The organism is Kitasatospora sp. NBC_01300 (assembly GCF_041435235.1).
Taxonomy (GTDB): domain Bacteria; phylum Actinomycetota; class Actinomycetes; order Streptomycetales; family Streptomycetaceae; genus Kitasatospora.
This window is the reverse complement of record NZ_CP108410.1, coordinates 67,492-86,058: the sequence shown is the minus strand read 5'-3', so window position 1 is coordinate 86,058 and position 18,567 is coordinate 67,492. Positions and strand designations below refer to the sequence as shown.

Here is an 18,567-nt window from a genome sequence, read left to right as displayed (position 1 = left end):
AGCGGGTCCTGGACGTGAGGGCGAGATGTGACAGATCGCCCCCCAGGACGGCAGGGAATGCCGTCGGCGACGCAGGACCCACCACTGGTCCTGCCGCATCTGCCAAGCGGCCCGGCTCTGGAGAACACACCTCACGGTGTGCCACCCGCCCCGCGCGATGTCGCCCCGTCGTAGGTGAGCAGGCGGATCTGATGCCCACCCGGAAGCCGGCCTCGTCAGGCCGGCCAGTCCCGCCTCGTCGGCGGGCGTGCCCGGCCGCCGCGATCGCGCGACGGCCAGGCGCAGCACACCGAGCAGCCCCGTGGTTGCCCCGATCCCCCGGCCAACCGCCCCACGCTCCAGCGTGATGGCGTCCGTGGCCCGGGGGCGAAGGGGGAGCTCCGGGACCGACCCGGTCCCCTCCATCACACACTCAGGAGGCCACGTGGCCAGCAATCACGGCCCCAGCCCCAAGGTCGGCACCCACAAGACCACGAACCACGGCGACGGCGGCAGCGACCCCCAGTGGCGCACCGCCACCGAGACCGCGTTGGTCGCGCGGTTCTCGCCGTTCGAGAAGCACCGCACCGACTCGCGCTACGTCTGCCGTTCCGGCCGCTACCCGGACGGCAAGACCCCGGACGGTCCCGTCCCGCGGCCCGAGCGGGCGCCGGCGCGGACCACCCCGCTCCACGCCTGCCCCCCGGTCCGCCGCCGGCAGGGGCCCGGCCGGCCGGACCAGCAGGCCGCCGCCTGACCGGCGCCCGGCCCGCGAGCTGACCCCTCCCTGCTCCAACCGTCCTTGAAGGAGGACTCGATGTACCCCTGCCGCGCCTTCGCCGACGGTACCGGCGACAAGAAGGACTGCAAGCCCGCCACCCCGAAGGAGAACGGCAAGTGAGGATGCTCGACGTTCACGAGCCCGACCGCCGGTGGCGCGACCGCGCCGTGTGCCGCGAGGAGGACCCGGAGCTGTTCTTCCCGTTCGGGAACACCGGCCCGGCCATCCTCCAGGCCGAGCAGGCGAAGTCGGTCTGCCGCAGGTGCCCCGTGATGGAGACCTGCCTGCAGTGGGCGCTGGAGACCGGTCAGGACGACGGCGTCTGGGGCGGCATGAGCGCGGAGGAGCGGCGCGCGATGAAGCGCCGCGCGGGCCGCAACCGCGCCCGCTCCGCCTGACCGACCAACCACCAACACCGAGAGGAACACCAGACCATGACCCTTCCCCAGTGGCTCGAAGACCGCCTGGACGCCGACGACCCGCTCCGCGACCTGCGCCGACTCGGCCAGTGGCTGGACAGCGAGGACAACAGGTCGGCCTGGCACACCGTCCGCCTCGACCGCGACACCGCCGAGCGCGCGATCGAGAAGACGATCCGCGAGAGCCGGGGTGGCTTCACCGTCGGCGAGGTCGCCCGCCGACGTGAGCAGAGCAACGAGGCCCACGCCCGCCTCACCCTGGCGGAGCTCGCCCTCAACCTCGCCGAGATGAGCCGGCTGCGCACCGCGACGACGCTGCGCAGCGCGCCCGACAACGCCGGCGACGCCCGGGTCCGCTCGCAGGCCGGGCGGATCGACACCGGGATCCGCGCGCTCCTGACGCGCTGACCGACGCGTCCTTCCGCTACCCGGTGGAGACCGTCCGTACGGCCGGCGCCCTCCTGGAGCCCCTGACCAGCACCTACGACGCCCGCACCGCGACGCGCGCCGTCAAGGACCTGGAGCGCTGGGCCGACGCCGTGACCACCGCGGTCAACATCCTCAACTGCGCCCCGTCCACCAGGGCCTGACCCCACGCCCCGTTGTTGCCCTGATCCCAGGGAGTCCGCCTCGCGGCGGCCCCTGGGCGATGGGGAGCGCCGGGACCGTCCCGGCCTCCACCAGGAGGCAGATCATGACGAACAGCCAGAGCGCCGCCAAGGCCACCGGCGCCACCGTGAAGGCCGGCCCGGTGGCCGCGCCGAACGGCAGCTCCACCCCGCAGGCCGGCGGCGGCAGCAAGGGCACCCCGGCCACCGCCGTCTGCACTGTCACCGACGGCTACGGCACCCGGAGCGTCCTGCCGCTCGACCTGGTCTGATCCGCCGGACCTCCCGGCGGGGACGACATCCCGGCGCGCGGACCTTCCGGTCCCGCGCGCCGGGCCCGTCCGCCGGTTGCCCGGTCCGCCCGGCCCACCTCTCCCGAGGTGCGGCCGGGCGGACCGGAGAGCCGGAAGGACCGGCCAGCACGACCTGCGGAGGCGCTCATGCCCGTTCCGCCCGTACCGACCGCGCTCGCGCTCCTGCCCGTGCTGCTGCTGATCGCCGCGGCGGAACTGGCCAGGGCCCGGCGCACCCGACCCGCCCCCGACGTCTACGAACCGGGGGACCAGCTCAGCCCGGCCGAGGTCGCGGACATCGAGGCCGCCGGCTTCGAGCCGGTCTACCTCCCCGAAGAACCCGCGTCTGACAAGGCCTGGGCCGCCGAGGAGCTCCAGGCCGAGGCCCTCGCCGCCGAGGCACGGCTGGCCGCCAGGTCGAAGGCCCTGGACGACCAACTGCACCGGCTGGACAGGCACCTGGCCACCATCAGTACCCCGAACCCGCACCGGGCAGCCCTCGCGATGCCCGCCCCCACCTCCCCCCGAAAGGAGCCGACGGCGCCGTGACCGTCCCCACCATCAAGAAGGCGAACGGCCACCCCCCGAGCCTCCTGCCCTCCCAACTGATCTCGATCACCGAAAGGCCGCCCGGCCTGCACGACAAGCCCGACAGCACCTACGACCACGACGACCTCCAGGCGCAGCCCGACGACGGGCAGCAGGAGAAGGATGACGGCGGATACCTGAGCGTCCTGACGGCGGGCGCGGTCGGCATGGGCGCGGTGGTCGCCGGCATCGGGTTCATCGGCTCCTACGGCACGCTGCGCAACCTCGCCGACCGCAAGAACTTCGGCGACTTCTCCTACCTGTTCCCCATCGGCATCGACGCGGGCATCATCGCGCTGCAAGCCATCGACCTCTACCTGGTCCACAAGCGGGTCCGCCTCCCGCTTCTGCGCTGGATCGCCCTGGGGCTGACCCTGGCCACCATCGCCTTCAACGCCGCCGCTTCGGGCCCGATCCTCAAGGACCCGCTCGCCGCCGCGATGCACGGCATCATCCCCATCCTCTACATCGCGGCCGTCGAGGCGGCCCGCCACTACATCGGCCGCCGGAACAAACTGCTCCACGGAGCCGCCGACCTCGGGATGCCGCCACTCAACCGGTGGATCCTCTCGCCCTTCAAAACCGCCCACCACTCACGCCAGATGGTGCTGTGGAACAAGCCCTACGCCATCGTCGTGGCCATGGCCCACGGGCTGGCGGTGTACGAGGAGCGCCTACACCAGAAGCACGGTGAGGAGTGGAGGACGAAGGCGAAGCCGGACGAGCTTCTGCCCTTCAAGATGGCCCAGGCCGGCTTCAGCGTCGACCAGGCCCTGGCGATCCCCTTCGAGGAAGAGATGAAGGCCGCACGCCGGACCGGGGAGGCCGCCCTTCAACGAGCGGCGGCCGAGGTTCAACAGATCCACGCCGACCTTCAAATCCGCGAGGAACGCCTTCAAGCGCAGGCCGCCGAGATCCGTGCCGATGGCCAGCTGAAGCTGGCGGAGATCGAGACCAAGGCCGCGATCGACAACGAGCTCCAACTCCGGGAAGTCGAGCTTCAACGGCAGGCGGCCGATCATCAAGCCCAACTGCAGAAGGTTCAAGACGAGGCGGCGGCCGAGATCCAGGCCATCCAGGACGAGACCGCCAATCGGCGCTTCCTGGCCGACCTCGAACGCAAGAACCAGCAGCTCAAGGCCAGGATGGAGGAGAAGCGCCTGGAGGTCGAAGCGGACCGGCAGAACCAGCAGATCGAGCTTGAAGCCGCCGAGCACGCGGCCAGGATGGGGGCACTTGGCCGGCTGGCCAAGTCGGAGGAACTGCTGACCGCCCAGCAGAACGAGCTGGACGCCGCTGAAGCCGCCCGCAAGGCCGTTGAAACCCGCCAGGCCACCGTTGAAGTCGCCCGCACGGCCGCTGAAGACGAGCGCACGGCGGAGGAGGCCCGCGCTGCGGCGGCGGAGTTCCGGGCCAAGACGGCCGCGGACACCGAGCGGGCCGTTGAAGCCGAGCGGCGCGCGACTGAAAGCCGGGCGCGCGTGGCTGAAGCCGCTGCTCGCGAGCGGCTGGGCCAGGTCGACTTCGACGTGGTGCGGATCATGGGCCTGCTGGTGGCCGCCGAGGACGAGAACACGGTCACTAACGACGTGATCGAGCGCGAACTCGGCTGCTCCACCGGGACGGCCTCCACCCGCCGGGGCCTGGCCAAGAAGCACCTGGAGGACCCCGACAGTCCGCTGCAGCGGCTGTTCTGGGCCGCTTACAGGGGCCGACCGGACGCCGAGGCCCTGGAGGCCTGAGAAGCCCTGTACGACCGGATCCCGGCCCCTCCTCCGGCCACCAGGACGCCGTCCTGGTGGCCGGGGAAGGCGCTGCGGCGCCGAGCACCCCTCACGACCCGGCCGACCGGCCGGAGCCCGGGTCGAAGAAGAACCAGGTCACGGCCAGGCCGCGACCGATCCCGAACCTCTCCTGGAGGCAGTGATGACCAGAAACGAGACCCCCGAGGCCAACCCGCCCCTGACCCGCGAGGCCTTGAAATTTGTCGCGGCCGACCCGGTCGCCTTCGACAGCTACCTCGGCGACGTCTACGGCACTTTGGTGACGCTCCGGAAGGCGATCGGACAGCTCGCCCAGGAGGTCCAGGTCGAGCTGCGCGGTACCGAGGTCCCGGGCGACCGGTTCTACGACGCCTGGGTGCGGGCCCGGCCGGTCGAGGGCGAGCTGAAATCGCTCATCAAGAATCTGGAGAAAACCGCGAAGTCTCTGGAAAAGGCCACCCTGGAGCGGCGCAGCTACGACGAGAAGGTGGCCGCGCTTCCTGTGAAACGGTCCGCGAAGGCCCTGAAAAAGGCGAATAAGAGCCGCTCGAAATCGCTGCCGGTCAACAAGAGTGCCGGCCAGGTTCCTCTGCCGCAGAAGAGCAGCTACAGTGAGCCCCGGACGATGTTCGATCTGAATGACAGGCGGTCGGCATGACGCGGCCGCAGATCGGCATCGAGAGGCGCCAGTCGAACCAGCGCCGGTTCTACGTCGAGGGCGAATCCCAGGCGATCGAGCTGCGCGGCGACGACAAAGGCGGCGCGGAATCCTGGCTCCGCGTGACCCGCAAATGGGTAGTCCAGGAATTCAAAGCCGGTCGCACCGACGTCTTCGGCGGCTGGGCGATGGTGCTCCGGCTGTTCCTGACCGCGATGCAGCGGCGGGCGGCCGGCGACCCGCGGGTCTGGGACGACCTCCAGGTCTACGCGAAGTCGGTCACCGACCAGTTCCCCCCGAAGTAACCAAGCGTCACCACGAGGGCCCCGCCGCACCGGCGGCGGGTCCGTCGCGCGCGCGTATCGCGTGCACCCGTGCACGCGTGCACGCGTGCACGAGAACCCCACCCTCTGTCAACCCCCCTCGAAGGGAACGAGCGTGTCCGACGACACCAACGGGCGGGTGATCACCTTCCCTGGCGGCGGCGACCAGCCGTACGTCGCACCCCCGATTCCGCGCTACGCGGACACCGCCCGGGAGCCGGAAGCCCCCGCGCCCACGCCGGAAATCCCGGCGGCCCCCAGACTGCCGAATCCGGCCTCCTACATGCGGTCCGAGGGAATCCCCGCCCGACAGGCCGCCGAGCCCGAAGAAGAGGAATACGAAGAAAGCGAGGAGGAGGAATACGGCGAATACCACGAGCGTCGCTCCCTTGCCGATCTGATCGCGGATTGGCTGCAATTCCGGGTCGACAGCGCACGTGCCGAAAGGGACGAACACGCGCCTTTCCGGGAAGCGGAGGTCGCCGACAAAGTCGCGCGCCTGAACGCGCAGACCGAACGCGAGATGTCGCTGTTGGCGCAGCACAACGAATTGCAGAAAGCCCATGTCGACGCCCGCGCCGCCCTGGTTGCGGCGCGCGGAAAGGGCGCGGCCACCGGTAGCGGCGCGGACACGGGCAAGGGATTCCACAAGGGTGGTTCCGGAGGGTCGGGTGGCGGGTCGACGAACCGGGGCCCGAGTGGTTCCGGAGGGTCGGGTGGCGGGTCGACGAACCGGGGCCCGAGTGGTTCCGGAGGGTCGGGTGGCAGCTCGACGAACCGGAGCCCGAGTGGTGGGCGCGACACCAGCCGGCCGCAAGGCGGGCCTCATGACCGCGGCGGCGACCGAGGGTTGGGCTCCGGCGGTACCAAGAAGGGCCCCGGGGGCTCCTCTGGCGGGTCCAGTGGCCCCGACGGGACTCCGAAGTCGTCCGGCGGCTCCGGTGGGCGCCAGGGCGGGTCTGGAGGGGGCCGGGGTGGAAGCGGCGGCAGTTCGGCGGACGGCGGCAGCCGATCGCCCGCCACCAGCGCCGCTGCGGAGCTCTCCCGCGGCTTCCAGGAGCGTCAGTCCTCGCGGCAGGCCGCCAACCTGGGCGACCGCACCGCGGACCGGGCGCAGCGCCGCCAGAACCGGCAGCGGGTCTGGGACGACAACTACGGCGACCGCCGCGACCGCCGGGAACAGCGAAAGGCACGCCGCCAGGCCGAGAGCGAAGGCGACGCCCCCCGCACGCTCGCCGGCGCCGTCTCCGAGCGCCTCAAGCGGCTCCGGGACTCCTCCGACGGCAAGGAGGACGACGACAAGACGCCGGTGAAGCCGGACGACGAGGCGTCGAAGCCGGACGAGGGGGCGGTGAAGCCGGACGAGGGGGCGGTGAAGGGCGAGGTCCCGGAGCTGAAGGCGGACGGTGAGGAGTCGAAGTCCGACGAGGGGGCGGTGAAGGGCGAGGTCCCGGAGCTGAAGGCGGGCGACGAGGAGTCGAAGTCCGACGAGGTGTCGTCGGAGCCGGACGCCTCGTCGTTGAAGATCGACGAGCCGCCGTTGAAGGTCGACCTGACGAAGACTCCGAGGGACGAGAACCCCGGTGAAGGGCCGTCGGCTCACGGCCCCGATCCCGAAGCGGAACCCGGACCCGTGCACGAAGGCGCAGCGGACGCCGGCGCCGAGGTGCCGCCCCCGGGTGCGAGTACGGGCGACGGCTGGGTCAGTTTCCTGAAGGACCGGGTGTACGACAAGGCGCCGCCCGGCGGGGGAGTGCCGGGGCCCGATCCGGAACCGGAGACGGTCGCCGCGGGCAGGGCCGAGCAGGCTCCCGCCGGCGCGGCGGGGGCGGACGTCGACGAGGACGGCATCCCGGATGCCGTGATCGTGGAGGATACCGAGCCGGCCACAGCGCCGGTGGCGCCCACCCCGCAGCCCGGACCCGGCGCGGGCATCGACGAGAGTGGCATCCCCGACGCGGTGATCGTGGACGACGCCGAGCCGCCGGCGGCACCGGTGGTGCCCACCCCGCCATCCGAGCCCGGCGCGGGCATGACCGGGCAGGCTCCCGCCGGCGTGGCGGGGGCGGGCGTTGACGAGGACGGCATCCCGGATGCCGTGATCGTGGAGGACACCGAGCCGTCGGTGGCGCCGGTGGTGCCCACCCCGCCACCCGAGCCGGACTCGGAGAAGTCGCCGGTGGTCCGGCCGGACCGCAGCCGAAGGGCCCGCAGGCGCCGCCGCCAGCAGATGGCGCGTCAGCACCGCACCGACATCACCCTGGACGAGTACCTGGCCCTGATGACCAACATCGCGGTCAACTCGGAGAACGACTACCAGATGGTGCTGCAGGCGGTGGGGCACCTGGAGTTCCTCGCGATCGCGCTGCGGGAGATGAGCGGCGACCTGGTCGGCAACCACAACATCGAGGCCAAGGTGACCAACCTGCTGGCGGACCTGGCCGACCTCGCGGCCATCACGGCACGCGAGGCCAAGATCCTGGCCACAGAAGCCGAGACAGCCGCGACGGTGTCCGCCGCCGCCGCCCACGCGGTCGCACGGGTCTACAGCGAGGACCGCGCCGCCATGGACGAGACCGGCCTCGACATGGCCTCCGCCGCCGTGCACCACGACTAGAAGGAAGGGAGACAGCACACCCATGAGCGACCAGACGGGCGGCCTGCCGGCCGTCCCCGGCCCCGGCAGCGCCCTCACCCCCGTCGACGCCGGCGGAATCCCGGAGCCCGAAGCCGCACTCGTGCCGCGGAAGAGTTCCAAGATCCGCCGTCGTCGTCGCCGGGTCCCGGCCGTCGGCGACGGCGACCACCGGTACGAGGCCGTCCAGCACAAGCTGACGGTAGTGATCGAGGCGATGACCGCCGCCGTCGACCACCTGGAGGGCCTGGACCGGCGGGCCCGCGCCACGGCCAAGGAAGCCGCCCACGCGGCCGACGCCATCAACCGCGCCCAGCTCGACGATGTGTTCGTCGGGATGACCCAGGAGGTCTCGACCGCCCAGACCGAGGCCGCCAGGGCCGTGCGCAAGATGCTCCGCGCCGCGCAGCAGGCCGCGAAGGACGCCTACTCGGTCCGGCGTGCCCACGCGAAGTACTACGGCGCCCTGCACCGTGTCCGCAAGGGCCGAAAGTGGCGCACCCCGAAGCCGGATTTTTTCTCCCGGTAGCGCACCGCAACCATCCCCCCGAGGGTGGGCACGCCGACGACGGCGTGCCCACCCCGCTCCTTGAAAGACATCTCACGTGCCTAACAAGTCAAGCCGCGACGGCCAGATCTGCCGATGAGGAGGTGAAGGCGTGTTGTTCGTCGAAGAGCTGTCCGGTCTGCAGGCAGTGGTAGAGCTGGCCGATCATGCGGTTGAACAGGTGGCGCTGGGCCTGGGCGTGCCAGTCACCTTGGTCTCGCCTTCGCCGGTAGTGAGCGTTGGCTCCGGGCGAGGCCGTCAGGGCGGCGAAGGCCCAGAGGAAGCCCGCGGTGATGAGCCGGTTGTTCTTGATGAAGCGGCGTCCGACGTAGCGTTTCTTGCCGGACGCGCGGGTGATCGGCGCCGAGCCGGCGTAAGCCTTGAGGCCGCGTGCGTCGGTGAAGCGGGTCCGGTCGTCTCCGATCTCGGCGAGCACCCGGGCGCCGAGCTGGACCCCGAGTCCAGGGAAGCTCAGGATGATCTCAGCGTCCGGGTGCTGTCGGAAATGGGTCTCCACCGCCTCGGCGAGCTCGTTGGCCGCGACGCAGGCCGCATCCAACTGGCCTATCAGTGCCGCCAGTTGGTAGCCCATCGCGTCCTCGATTGCGGCGGGCTGGCGGGCGTAGTCGCCGTGGAAGACCTCCCGCAGGCGCTCGGCCTCGGCGTCGATGCCGCGCTGTCGGCCGGCTCGTTTGAGGGCGGACCGCAGCTGGGCCAGGCTCAGCCGCGCGGCCTTCGCCGGGGTCGGGGCCGCCGCCAGCACGGCGCGGGCCTCCGCGCGGGCCAGGCCGTACTGCTTGCCGAGGAAGGCGTCCAGAGCGGCCGGGTAGTACTCGCGCAGAAGCGAGCGGACCTGGTTGACGAGTTGCTGGCGGTTCCAGACCGCGTCCTGCTGGGCGCGGGCGAGGACCGCGATGGCGCGGGCCTGGTCGGAGTCGGCGGGCAGCGGCCGGTGGGCGTGCATGTCGGTGCGCAGGATGTTCGCCAGGACCAGGGCGTCGCCGGGGTCGGACTTCTTGCGGGAGACGCTGTGCCGGTCGCGGTAGCGGGCGGCGGCGAGCGGGTTGACCGCGTAGACGGGCCGTTTGCCGGTCCGCAGGGCGGCGACGAGCAGGCCTCGGCCGGTCTCGATGGCCACCGGTATCGGTTCGTCAGGGCTGTCGCCGTGTTCGGCGAGCAGGTCCAGCAGCAGCCGGTAGCCGGCCGCGTCGTCGCTGATGCGGCGTTTGGCGAGCAGGCTGCCCGATTCGTCGACCAGGGCGACGTCGTGGTGGGACTCGGCCCAGTCGATGCCGCAGAACACTGTCACATCCATCTCCGTTCTGTTGCTGTTCGCGCAGGTGGTGAGCCTGTGCGGGCCACGCGGCGACCTAATTCCAGGACTCGATCGGTCCGCCATCTCACAAGCCGTTCGCGGCACCAGCGGACCGCAGGGGCCTCCATCTTCGACAGAGCTCGACGGCTCGGGAGGAATCGAAGAGGTCGCCCTGCGGAGAGCTCACACCGCAACGATCAACGTTCGAACCGGCGGGCGGAGTTCGCGGTGGCCCGAGAGCGCCGGGCGCCACCGGTCTTTCATAAGGCCTCGCCGGGCCGGGACCACAGAGGAGTCAGCCCGGCGCCCACGTGACCACCGCGAAACCCACCCCGGATGGAACGGCCGAACTCGCTCCAGGCCTGGAAACCCTGACGAGAACCGGCTCCACCCGACAGCAAGTCCACCGGCCCAACCGGGCCGACTGGAACCACTACTCACGAATTAGGACTTCCCCGGTGGCCTTCGCCGTCAAGCTGGAACGATCCCTGTACCTGGCGGCCGCTCCTTTTCTCGGCGCGGCCGCTAGCCTGCCCGCCCACCACCCCGTCCCCGTCACCGTCGCCTGCGCCGGCGGCATCGGCGTCGCCGCCAGCCTCATCGTGGTGTGCACGGAGAAGGACAGCGCCGGCCGCTGGCTGGTGCGGCTGGCGCCGCTGACCCTGGCCGCCGCCGTCGACTACGCCGCCTACCGCATCCCCGGCTGGGGGTGGGACGCGGCGCTGGCCGGAGGCTGGGCGTGGCTGTGCTGCGCGGTGGTGCCGATCGCGCGGACCACCGGCCGCTACCGGCGCCGCCGCAAGGCCCTGGCCGCCGTTCCGGAGGCGCCGGTGCTCACCGCCGCCCCGCAGGAAGAGGCTCCGGAGCCGACCGACGACGGCGCGGACCCGTTCACCCAGGGCGTGCGCATCCTGTGGAAAAAGGCCGGCGACCCGGCCCGCACCCACGTGGTCGTCGCGAAGCCCCACCCCGGCCAGCGCCACGACTTCACCGTGCTGCTGCGGGCCAACGAGCCGGGGCGACCGATCAGCGGACTGCGCAAGGCCGACATCGCCGCCGCGTTCGGCGCCCACGAGGACGACATCCGGCTCGTCGAGACCACCCAGATGGCCGGCCGTCAGGCAGGCCCCGGCTGGCAGGAAGCCGAGGTGATCCCCGACGAACGCCACCGGCGCCGTACCAAGCCCACCACCGCCGAGTGGTGGGAGGACGGGATCGGAGAGGACGCGATCCCCGGCTCCCGGTACACCAACCGGTTCCGCGACGACGAGCGGGGCGTTACCCGCTGGACCGCGCGGCTGCCCGACTCCGCCGGCGAGCCGCGCGTCGACCACGTGGCGCTGGCCCGGGCGTTGGGCGCCCGGCACGAGGACGGCCGGGTGTTCGTCGACTTCGACGGCCGCGATGTCCTGGTGTCGGTGTGGGACGTCTCCCCGCTCGCCAAGGTCTACCCGGCCACCCGCGAGCTGCTGACCCCGGACGCGGACGGCTGGTACACGACCGGGTACTTGGCCAACGGCCAGCCGGCCCGCAACCGCGTGCACACCGACCGGGGAGCTGCCCACGGCCTCTTCGTGGCACCGTCGGGCGGCGGCAAGACTCAGCTGATGGCACTGGCGGTGTGCGCGAACGCCCACTGGGGCGCCGTGATCTGGCTGGTGACGGAAGCCCCGGACGAGAAGACCGCCGCGTTGGGCGTGCACTGCGACCGGTACGGCGTCGGACCGCTGTACATGGTGCGCGCGCTGCGGGCCCTCGACGCGCTGATGGAGATCCGCGGCACGATGCCGTGGGCCGACGGCAAGGTCCACGAATGGCAGGCGGGCAAGCCCGGCTGCCCGTACCGGCCGCTCGCGGTGTTCTGGGACGAGTTCCTGTCCGCAGCCCGCGACGAGGACTACGGCCAGGAGATCATGGACCGTGCCGAGTCCGGGACGGTGAAGGGCCGCAAGTACGGCATCGGCGAAAACGTCGCCGGTCAGAGCATCTACGTCCAGGACGGCTTCACACAGCTGCTGAAGGAGAACATCCGCGAGAACTCGCCCGCCCCGGTGATCCTCAAAGTGGCGGCGGACAAGGTCGCGAGCATGTTCAAAGCCCTGGGCATCGCCCCCGACAACATCCCGGACCCGCTGCCGCGCTCGTTCTCCCCGGAGGCGGAAGGCCGGATCAAGCGGATCCTGAGCGGCGAGGCGGAGCCTCCCTCCGACTCCAACACCGGCGGCGTCGGGTGGATCGTCCCGGGCCGCAAGCCGGAGATGCTGCGCACCCTCTTCATTGACTTCAACAAGCCCATCGCGCCGCTGTTCCCCGACGAGGTCTTCGGCCTCACCGCCCACGAGATCGCCGGACTCGAAGCGCGCGGCCTGTGGTTCGACTGGACGGTGCCGCCCCGGCCGGGCGAGTTCGGCGACGAGCCGGACGAGGACGATTCCTGGATGGACGACGAGCCCAAGCCCGCACGCAAGAGCGGGGCAAAGGGGAACGGCAAGGGCGGCGGCAAGGGACGTCAGCTACCCGGGCGCAGCAACATCCGCTCCGGCGACGAGGCCCTGGCCGCGCTCCAGAAGCTCGGCCGCTGACCCCCAGGGGGCGGGGCCGCGACACCGCGGCCGCCACCCCCGGGACGGGCGCCCCGGTGACGGCCCGGAGCGGTCAGTCGTCCTCGGGGGTGCTGTTCACCGCCCCGCAGTCCCAGCAGTCCCACTCCGTCGGCACATCCACGGAATCGCAGCAGCCGCAGTAGTCGCCGTGGACCACACAGTCCGCCTCGCAGTTCCAGCAGACGTAATGCAGGTGCGCCACAGGGAGACCCTCCCGGTCGTGTCGGCCGCGCCGTGCGGCACAGATACCAGCATGCCGCCCCACGGCCCGGCCCCTGTCCAACTCCGGCCACCCTGGCCGCCGCCACCCCACCCCTTCCGTCCTTGGAGTCCAGCCGTGATCGTCTCCGTCTCCCTCATCGCCATCACCGGTGTCCTGGCCGGCTACCAGCTCTGGCGCCACCACGTCGCGTACTGGAGGGCCGCCGTCTTCGTCGTCTTCGGCTTCTGCCTGGACCAGACCGCCATGGCGCCGTCGATCGCCGCCGCCCTCCACTCCGTCACCGGCTTCTTCACCAACCTGGCCGCCTGACCGGCACACCCCCGGACCAGCCCGGGCCCGGCGAGACGGGCACCGGGCCCCGGCAGCCTGCCGCCAACCGGCGGGCGCCGACAACCGAACACCCCACAGGGCGCGGCAGCAGCGGCTGACGCGCCCTGCATCATCCCCGGAAGGACAACTCCGTGCACCACCACTTCTCCGCCAACGCCCTCACCACCGCCCAACTCGCCGCCTGGCAGGCCACGTCGGCCCGGCCGAACGCCGAGACCCTGTTCGACGCCGACGCGGGCACCGTCGCGATCGGCCGCCACCCGGACGGCGGCGACGCCGTCCTGGAGCTGTACAGCCCGGACGGCGCGACCCCCGCCACCATCACCGGCCGTGCCGGCAGCGAGATCGGCACGCTGCTCAACACGCTGTGGGACGCCGAGCACGCCGCCACCCTGGTGGAGCCCTGGACGGTGGACCTGCACAGCGCCCACACCGCGCACCGCCCGCCGAAGCGGCACGCGGACACCATGGAGCGCGCCGTCGAACTGCTCAACGAGGCCCGCGAGCTGGTCCTCGCCCGTGTCCACGACGACGTCCTCCAGCCCACCTTCGAGGGATACCGGCCGACGGCCGATCAGCCCCTGGTCACCCTCACCCTGGTCGGCCTGACCGACCTGATCAAGCAGGACAAGCGGATCCGGCGGGAGCTGGAGGCGATCGCCCGCTGGGCCCGCCGCGGCGGCCTGAGCCTGCGCTCGGTGGACCGGCCCGACACGTCCGTGCCCGGCCCGCTGGGGCGGACCCTGGCCAACGGCAGCCGGATCGAGCTCCTCGCCGGGGCAGGGAGCAGCGGCCAGGACCAAGACCTGCCCGGCACGGGCCTGCTGACCCTGCCGTTCGGCGAGCCCGTGCTGTTCCGGACCTGGCCGCCGATGCCCGGCGCCTGACCGCCACCCGACGGCACTCCACCCGCCCAGCCCACCACCGAGGACAGGAGCCCCTCGTGCGACCCGAACCCGTCACCGTCCCCCAGGCCGCCGACACCGTCCCGGCCGCCACGGACCTGACCGAAGTCACCCTCACGCTCACCGACGACGTCTCCGACCACGTGGAACGGCGCGACCTCACCATGGGTCAGCTGACCGACCTGCTGCTCGCCTTCGACGACAGCGAGGACAGCCCCGACGGCCCCGACGAGTACGTCGAGGTGTCGCTGGAGTACACGCCGGCCGAGTACGGCGGGCGCCGCTGGCGCGAGACCCGCAGCTTCACCCCGCAGGGCGCCAGCGCTGTGCTGGAGGCCTTCGAGGCCGGCGCCCTGATCTGACCGGACGTCCGGACCGTTCGCCCCGTCACAGGCGGGGCCCGGCCGAGCGCTAAACCGCTGCGGCCCAGGGCCCCGCCCCGGCGTCCTCACCCCTCTCTGATCCATCCCCCGAAGGAGTTCTCCGTGTCCACTCCCAACAACAGCCCCGACAACGGCCTGCTCCTCGACCCGGCCAAGGTCACCTTCCTGGCAGACGGCTACACGGCCGCGCGGATCAACGGACGGATCGTCGCCATGACGGTGGGCCGGGACCGCGACGACACCGATCTCGTGCCCGCGATCGTCGACGGCCAGGCCGAAGCCGTGCCCGTCTTCGACGTGACCGCCTTCGTGGACGCCGCCGAAGAGCGCATCGCCGCCCACCGCCGGGCCGTCGACACCATGGCCCCCGCCCCTGTCCCGGCGGCCGCGCCGGCCGCCGACCAGGGCCTGCCGCTGGCGGTCCGCCAGTACATCGTCTTCGGCTCCCTGGCCGCGCTGGCCGCCGGAGGGGCGATGTGGATGCTCGGCGCCGCCATCGCCGAAGTCGCCCCGCACGCCGACAAGATCGGCGAACTCCTGAAGTGGACGGCCGTCCTCGTCGGCGCCGTCGTCCTCGGCGTGGCCACCCTGCTCGGCAAGCTCCGCTCCCTCACCACCACGGCGGCCCCCGGCACCGCGCCCGCCGCGACGGCCAGCGGCGAGGGAGCCTCCGCCACCGGCACCGTGCTGGCCTTCGTACACCGCACCCACACCACCACCATCGGCCGCCAGTCCGCCGGATGGCGCGGATCCATCAACAACCACAACGGCTGACCCCACTCCGAGGCCCCGCCTGCCGACCCGCTGAATCCGATCACCAGGAGACCACCACCATGCCCCACCCCGTACCCCGCTGCCCGGACTGCCAGGCCGCCATCGGCGAGCTCCACCAGGACGGCTGCGACACCGCGCACTGCCCCCTCACCGGTGGGCAGCGCCTGACCTGCGGCCACGACGAGGACGACGAGGACTGCCGCAGCACCTGGAGCGGCCTGTGGCCCGGCGACGCCGAATGCCGCGAATGGGACTGGTGGGTGCGCGACGTCCCCGGCATGGGCCTCATTCCCTGCCCCGCCAACGCCCCCGGCGCCGTCGAGGACCTCAACCGCCTGGTCTACGCCGCCCGCTGGGACCCCGCCGCCCAGCGCTACCAGCGCATCTGACAGACCGCTCGCCCTCCGCCCGACCTACGTCCAGACCGTGACGCCGCCCACCACCACGCCGCGCACGCCGCGCCCAACCGTGCGCGGTCGGCGAGGCGGTGTGGACGCCCGGCGCCGCCGCTGACCCAAGGAGAACCACACCATGCGTTTCGTCTACCTGCTCGGCATCCTCGGGCCCATCGGGCTCCTGCTCTTCCTGGCCGGCCAGCACCTGCACTGACCGGTCGCCCGGCTTCGCCCCCGGTCCGCGCCGCCCGCCCCGCACACCAGCGCGGCGGGCGGCGCGTCCCTCGGAGGCGTTGCCGGCCGACCGGCCGACCGGATCCTCTGGAGGAACCCGTGCCCACCATCGCCTCCCACGCCCCTGCCCGCATCGAGGCCGCCCCGGCCGTGCAGGACCCCGACGACCACGCCGTGACCACCTGCGCCGACCCGAGCTGCGGCGACGAGATCGACCCCGGCCCCGCCACCCAGTGCGGCACCAGCACCGGCGACGACGCCGTAACCGGTTGCGGCGGACACTTCTGCAGCCAGCACCTCTGGCTGGACGGCGTCCTGACCCCGCAGCCCCAGAACTGCGCGCCCTGCCTCGACCTGCGCGCCCTGCGAACGGCGGCCTGACCATGCTCAAGCAGCACCTGTGGATGTCCCGCGCCGACAGGCGCACCTGGCGCTCCGCCACCTCCCTGGCCGACCTCGGCCAGCTGACCGCCCGGTGGCTGGAGGGCACGCTCGCCTCACAACCCGGGTACGCGCCGAACTTCGGCCCGGACGCCGAGACCACCCAGACCCCCGGCCTGGTGCGGGTCCTGGCCCTGTGCAACAGGTCCGGCTACGTCACCGAGTGCTCCCAGCCCGGCCAGTTGGGACCCGACTGGTACCTGGACAGGTGGGCGCAGCGCGAGGCCGTCTCCGGCATCGTCGACGACCCGGACGTCCTCACCGCCCTGCGCCAGGCCGCCGAGCGGCACGGCCTGCTCTACGTCGAGCACCACCCCGACACCCCGGACGGGCCCCGGCCCGAGGGCATCGTCGTCACCACGTACAACGGCCAGGTGTGGACCCGGTTCGGCGACTGGATGCCGCCGGACGCCGTCCGCTTCCGCTGGAAGGGCGCGGGCGGGCAGGCGGTCGCCGCCGCCGAGCGGGCCTGGCAGGTCACCCTCGCCAACCCGGACTCCGGCCCGAGCCGCCTCCTCCTCACCGCCCTCGTCGAGGCCTTCGCCGAACCGGACGTGGCCCGGTGCGTTCGCTGCGGCTGCACCGAGGACGACCCGTGCCCGGGCGGCTGCGCGTGGGTGCCGGAGCTGCTGCTGGAGGACCTGTGCAGCAACTGCGCCGTGGACCACCTCGCCGAGCAGGCCGCCGCCGAGGACGGCGCCGACCACGCCGGCACCGCCGGGCCCGGCCCGGTGGCCCCGTAGCCCCGGCTCCTGAACCGCCACCACTACCACCGGCAGGGGGCGGGCGTCGCCCACGCGCCGCCCGCCCCCTCCCGGGACCGCCCGCACCCGAGGAGAACCTCCCGATGAAGTCCTGGAACACCGACCGCCACCGCATCGCCGACAGCGACCACGCCACCGTCACCCTCACCGACGGCCGCGAACTCGTCCTCGCCGACTGGGAGACCACCGAGGCCGCCCCCGACCAGGACGGCCGCGTCTACGCCACCCTCCGCGGCTGGATCGCCAACGCCGAGGGCAGCGGCACCCACACGGACCCCTACACCCTGCCCGTCGAAGCCGGACGGGCGCAGCTGGCCGTCGCCGCCCTGCGCGGCCGCGAGCCCCTGCGGGACCTGGCCGTCCACGTCGACATCCACCAGCCCGGCAAGCCGCACCCGAACAGCTGGGACCACGCCGGCTACCTGTGCACCCTCACCTGGCCGGCCCGCCGCATCGACGTCGACGGCAACCCCATGCTGGAGACGGAGATCGGCTCCACCCGGTGGACCGACCCCGGCAACGGACGCGAGTACGACCTGACCGTCGCCTACCTGTCCGAGGGCGAGCCGTACAACCCGCTCGGCTTCGTGTGGCGCCACTACGACGGCTGGCGCGGGGGAGTGCCGCTGCTCCTCCCCTTCTACGCCGACAACCCCTCCCCGGCCTACGGCGCCGGCTCCGCCCTCCTGCTCACCGACGGCCCGTGGGCCGAGGTCACCAAGGCGCCCGCCATCGCGGGCCGCTGAACCACCCCGCGCCTTCACCTCCCGAGCGGGCCCGGCCGTCCCCGGCCGGGCCCGCTCCGTGCACCGAGCCACCACAGACCCGGACCCGGGAGCAGACCATGACCACCACCAACCCGCCCACCACCGAGCCCGGCCCGGCAGCCGGGACCGCCCGCCGCACCCTCAGGATGGCCGCCCGCGAACGCTGGGCCCGGGTGACCGCGCCAGGCATGTTCCTCGACCGCCGCCGCCAGGACGTGCGCGACGCACTCGACCACGGCTGGCGCGCCGGCGCCCGCTGGGTACGCCTGGTCACCCGCCTGCTGATCGTCCTGGGCGTGACCGGCGCCGCCGTCGTCCTCTACTCCGCGGCCGCGCAGGTCCTCGCCGCCAGCGGGGCGGGCGCCTGTCTGAGCGCGATGGCCGGCACCGTCACCGGGCCCGTGCGGCACTACCTCGCCGAGCACACCGCTGGCCTCCCGCTGAGCGCCGCCGACGCCTACCGGCTGTGGGCGGCCACCGGCCTGACGGCCGCTCTGCTGTCGTGCGTCCTGCGCTCCACCGTCGCCCGGATCGCCTGGACCAGCTGGTCAGCGGGCACCCTGGCGGCGGTCTGGCAGGCCAGCCCGGACGGCGGCCGCACCGTCGCTACCGCGGTCACCGCCGCCGTCCTCGCCGCCGTGTCCCTCCCGGCCCTGCGCGGCCTCGCCTTCTTCCTGCGCCCGCACATCACGATCCACCGCACCGTCCTGGTGGCAGCCCTGGTCACCGTCGCCGTGCGGCCGGGCCCGGTGGTCCCGGCGCCCCGGCGCCCGCTGGACCAGCCCTGACCCCTCGGCGCCTCGGGGCCGGCGATCGCCCGGCCCCGGCCAACCCTCAGC

23 protein-coding genes are annotated in these 18,567 nt (G+C 72.6%); 21 read left to right on the top strand and 2 right to left on the bottom strand.

The window, feature by feature from the left end:
- Window positions 1-424 precede the first annotated feature (424 nt).
- The 11 genes from OG556_RS40350 (at window position 425) to OG556_RS40300 (ending at window position 8,576) form a co-directional block, all read left to right on the top strand.
- A complete protein-coding gene (locus tag OG556_RS40350) occupies window positions 425-736 on the top strand; it encodes a hypothetical protein (RefSeq protein WP_331731486.1) in 312 nt (103 codons plus the stop codon).
- 146 nt (window positions 737-882) lie between these two features.
- Window positions 883-1,158, top strand: a complete 276-nt coding sequence (locus tag OG556_RS40345) for a WhiB family transcriptional regulator (RefSeq protein ID WP_331731483.1) — start codon at window positions 883-885, stop codon at window positions 1,156-1,158.
- 36 nt (window positions 1,159-1,194) lie between these two features.
- Window positions 1,195-1,587, top strand: a complete 393-nt coding sequence (locus OG556_RS40340; RefSeq protein WP_331731481.1) for a hypothetical protein — start codon at window positions 1,195-1,197, stop codon at window positions 1,585-1,587.
- A 23-nt stretch (window positions 1,588-1,610) separates the two neighbouring features.
- Window positions 1,611-1,769 (top strand): hypothetical protein, encoded by a 159-nt coding sequence (locus tag OG556_RS40335; RefSeq protein WP_331731480.1) that lies wholly within the window; start codon window positions 1,611-1,613, stop codon window positions 1,767-1,769.
- Window positions 1,770-1,873: 104 nt separating this feature from the next.
- The gene (locus tag OG556_RS40330) at window positions 1,874-2,059 is read left to right on the top strand and encodes a hypothetical protein (RefSeq protein ID WP_331731478.1); all 186 of its coding nucleotides are present in this window, start codon (window positions 1,874-1,876) and stop codon (window positions 2,057-2,059) included.
- A 168-nt stretch (window positions 2,060-2,227) separates the two neighbouring features.
- The gene (locus OG556_RS40325) at window positions 2,228-2,629 is read left to right on the top strand and encodes a hypothetical protein (protein WP_331731476.1); all 402 of its coding nucleotides are present in this window, start codon (window positions 2,228-2,230) and stop codon (window positions 2,627-2,629) included.
- On the top strand, window positions 2,626-4,410 hold the full coding sequence (locus OG556_RS40320) for a DUF2637 domain-containing protein (RefSeq protein WP_331731474.1): 1,785 nt from the start codon (window positions 2,626-2,628) through the stop codon (window positions 4,408-4,410). Before OG556_RS40325 ends, OG556_RS40320 begins: the two co-directional genes overlap by 4 nt.
- 184 nt (window positions 4,411-4,594) lie before the next feature.
- Window positions 4,595-5,089, top strand: a complete 495-nt coding sequence (locus tag OG556_RS40315; protein WP_331731472.1) for a hypothetical protein — start codon at window positions 4,595-4,597, stop codon at window positions 5,087-5,089.
- Window positions 5,086-5,394, top strand: a complete 309-nt coding sequence (locus tag OG556_RS40310) for a hypothetical protein (protein ID WP_331731470.1) — start codon at window positions 5,086-5,088, stop codon at window positions 5,392-5,394. Before OG556_RS40315 ends, OG556_RS40310 begins: the two co-directional genes overlap by 4 nt.
- Window positions 5,395-5,455: 61 nt before the next feature.
- A complete protein-coding gene (locus tag OG556_RS40305; RefSeq protein WP_371523262.1) occupies window positions 5,456-8,029 on the top strand; it encodes a hypothetical protein in 2,574 nt (857 codons plus the stop codon).
- Between the two features lie 22 nt (window positions 8,030-8,051).
- A complete protein-coding gene (locus OG556_RS40300) occupies window positions 8,052-8,576 on the top strand; it encodes a conjugal transfer protein TraB (RefSeq protein ID WP_331731466.1) in 525 nt (174 codons plus the stop codon).
- An 88-nt stretch (window positions 8,577-8,664) separates the two neighbouring features.
- On the opposite strand, the gene OG556_RS40295 is transcribed toward OG556_RS40300, so the two are convergent.
- Window positions 8,665-9,909, bottom strand: coding sequence for an IS110 family transposase (locus OG556_RS40295; protein ID WP_331731464.1), 1,245 nt, complete (start codon window positions 9,907-9,909; stop codon window positions 8,665-8,667).
- A gap of 458 nt (window positions 9,910-10,367) precedes the next feature.
- Between OG556_RS40295 and OG556_RS40290 the strand changes: the two genes are divergently transcribed.
- Entirely contained in the window at window positions 10,368-12,491 is a 2,124-nt protein-coding gene (locus tag OG556_RS40290) for a chromosome segregation protein ParM (RefSeq protein ID WP_371523259.1), read from the top strand.
- A gap of 73 nt (window positions 12,492-12,564) precedes the next feature.
- On the opposite strand, the gene OG556_RS40285 is transcribed toward OG556_RS40290, so the two are convergent.
- The gene (locus OG556_RS40285) at window positions 12,565-12,714 is read right to left on the bottom strand and encodes a hypothetical protein (RefSeq protein WP_331731460.1); all 150 of its coding nucleotides are present in this window, start codon (window positions 12,712-12,714) and stop codon (window positions 12,565-12,567) included.
- A 135-nt stretch (window positions 12,715-12,849) separates the two neighbouring features.
- Between OG556_RS40285 and OG556_RS40280 the strand changes: the two genes are divergently transcribed.
- The 9 genes from OG556_RS40280 (at window position 12,850) to OG556_RS40240 (ending at window position 18,516) form a co-directional block, all read left to right on the top strand.
- A complete protein-coding gene (locus tag OG556_RS40280) occupies window positions 12,850-13,044 on the top strand; it encodes a hypothetical protein (protein WP_331731458.1) in 195 nt (64 codons plus the stop codon).
- 152 nt (window positions 13,045-13,196) lie between these two features.
- Window positions 13,197-13,952: a hypothetical protein gene (locus OG556_RS40275; RefSeq protein ID WP_331731456.1), complete on the top strand. Its 756-nt coding sequence runs from the start codon at window positions 13,197-13,199 to the stop codon at window positions 13,950-13,952.
- Window positions 13,953-14,008: 56 nt separating this feature from the next.
- Window positions 14,009-14,332 (top strand): hypothetical protein, encoded by a 324-nt coding sequence (locus OG556_RS40270; RefSeq protein ID WP_331731454.1) that lies wholly within the window; start codon window positions 14,009-14,011, stop codon window positions 14,330-14,332.
- A gap of 123 nt (window positions 14,333-14,455) precedes the next feature.
- Window positions 14,456-15,127 (top strand): hypothetical protein, encoded by a 672-nt coding sequence (locus tag OG556_RS40265; protein WP_331731452.1) that lies wholly within the window; start codon window positions 14,456-14,458, stop codon window positions 15,125-15,127.
- 59 nt (window positions 15,128-15,186) lie between these two features.
- A complete protein-coding gene (locus OG556_RS40260; protein WP_331731451.1) occupies window positions 15,187-15,516 on the top strand; it encodes a hypothetical protein in 330 nt (109 codons plus the stop codon).
- Between the two features lie 339 nt (window positions 15,517-15,855).
- The gene (locus OG556_RS40255) at window positions 15,856-16,137 is read left to right on the top strand and encodes a hypothetical protein (RefSeq protein ID WP_331731449.1); all 282 of its coding nucleotides are present in this window, start codon (window positions 15,856-15,858) and stop codon (window positions 16,135-16,137) included.
- A 2-nt stretch (window positions 16,138-16,139) separates the two neighbouring features.
- Complete coding sequence (locus OG556_RS40250; protein WP_331731447.1) at window positions 16,140-16,940, top strand: hypothetical protein; 801 nt, start codon at window positions 16,140-16,142, stop codon at window positions 16,938-16,940.
- A 104-nt stretch (window positions 16,941-17,044) separates the two neighbouring features.
- A complete protein-coding gene (locus OG556_RS40245) occupies window positions 17,045-17,707 on the top strand; it encodes a hypothetical protein (protein WP_331731444.1) in 663 nt (220 codons plus the stop codon).
- 98 nt (window positions 17,708-17,805) lie between these two features.
- The gene (locus tag OG556_RS40240; RefSeq protein ID WP_331731440.1) at window positions 17,806-18,516 is read left to right on the top strand and encodes a hypothetical protein; all 711 of its coding nucleotides are present in this window, start codon (window positions 17,806-17,808) and stop codon (window positions 18,514-18,516) included.
- Window positions 18,517-18,567: the final 51 nt, after the last annotated feature.

Coding starts and splice junctions, on each gene's coding strand:
- OG556_RS40345 (WP_331731483.1), top strand. CDS start 883: ATGCTCGACGTTCACGAGCCCGACCGCCGGTGGCGCGACCGCGCCGTG.
- OG556_RS40340 (WP_331731481.1), top strand. CDS start 1,195: ATGACCCTTCCCCAGTGGCTCGAAGACCGCCTGGACGCCGACGACCCG.
- OG556_RS40330 (WP_331731478.1), top strand. CDS start 1,874: ATGACGAACAGCCAGAGCGCCGCCAAGGCCACCGGCGCCACCGTGAAG.
- OG556_RS40325 (WP_331731476.1), top strand. CDS start 2,228: ATGCCCGTTCCGCCCGTACCGACCGCGCTCGCGCTCCTGCCCGTGCTG.
- OG556_RS40315 (WP_331731472.1), top strand. CDS start 4,595: ATGACCAGAAACGAGACCCCCGAGGCCAACCCGCCCCTGACCCGCGAG.
- OG556_RS40310 (WP_331731470.1), top strand. CDS start 5,086: ATGACGCGGCCGCAGATCGGCATCGAGAGGCGCCAGTCGAACCAGCGC.
- OG556_RS40300 (WP_331731466.1), top strand. CDS start 8,052: ATGAGCGACCAGACGGGCGGCCTGCCGGCCGTCCCCGGCCCCGGCAGC.
- OG556_RS40295 (WP_331731464.1), bottom strand. CDS start 9,909: ATGGATGTGACAGTGTTCTGCGGCATCGACTGGGCCGAGTCCCACCAC.
- OG556_RS40260 (WP_331731451.1), top strand. CDS start 15,187: ATGCCCCACCCCGTACCCCGCTGCCCGGACTGCCAGGCCGCCATCGGC.
- OG556_RS40250 (WP_331731447.1), top strand. CDS start 16,140: ATGCTCAAGCAGCACCTGTGGATGTCCCGCGCCGACAGGCGCACCTGG.
- OG556_RS40245 (WP_331731444.1), top strand. CDS start 17,045: ATGAAGTCCTGGAACACCGACCGCCACCGCATCGCCGACAGCGACCAC.
- OG556_RS40240 (WP_331731440.1), top strand. CDS start 17,806: ATGACCACCACCAACCCGCCCACCACCGAGCCCGGCCCGGCAGCCGGG.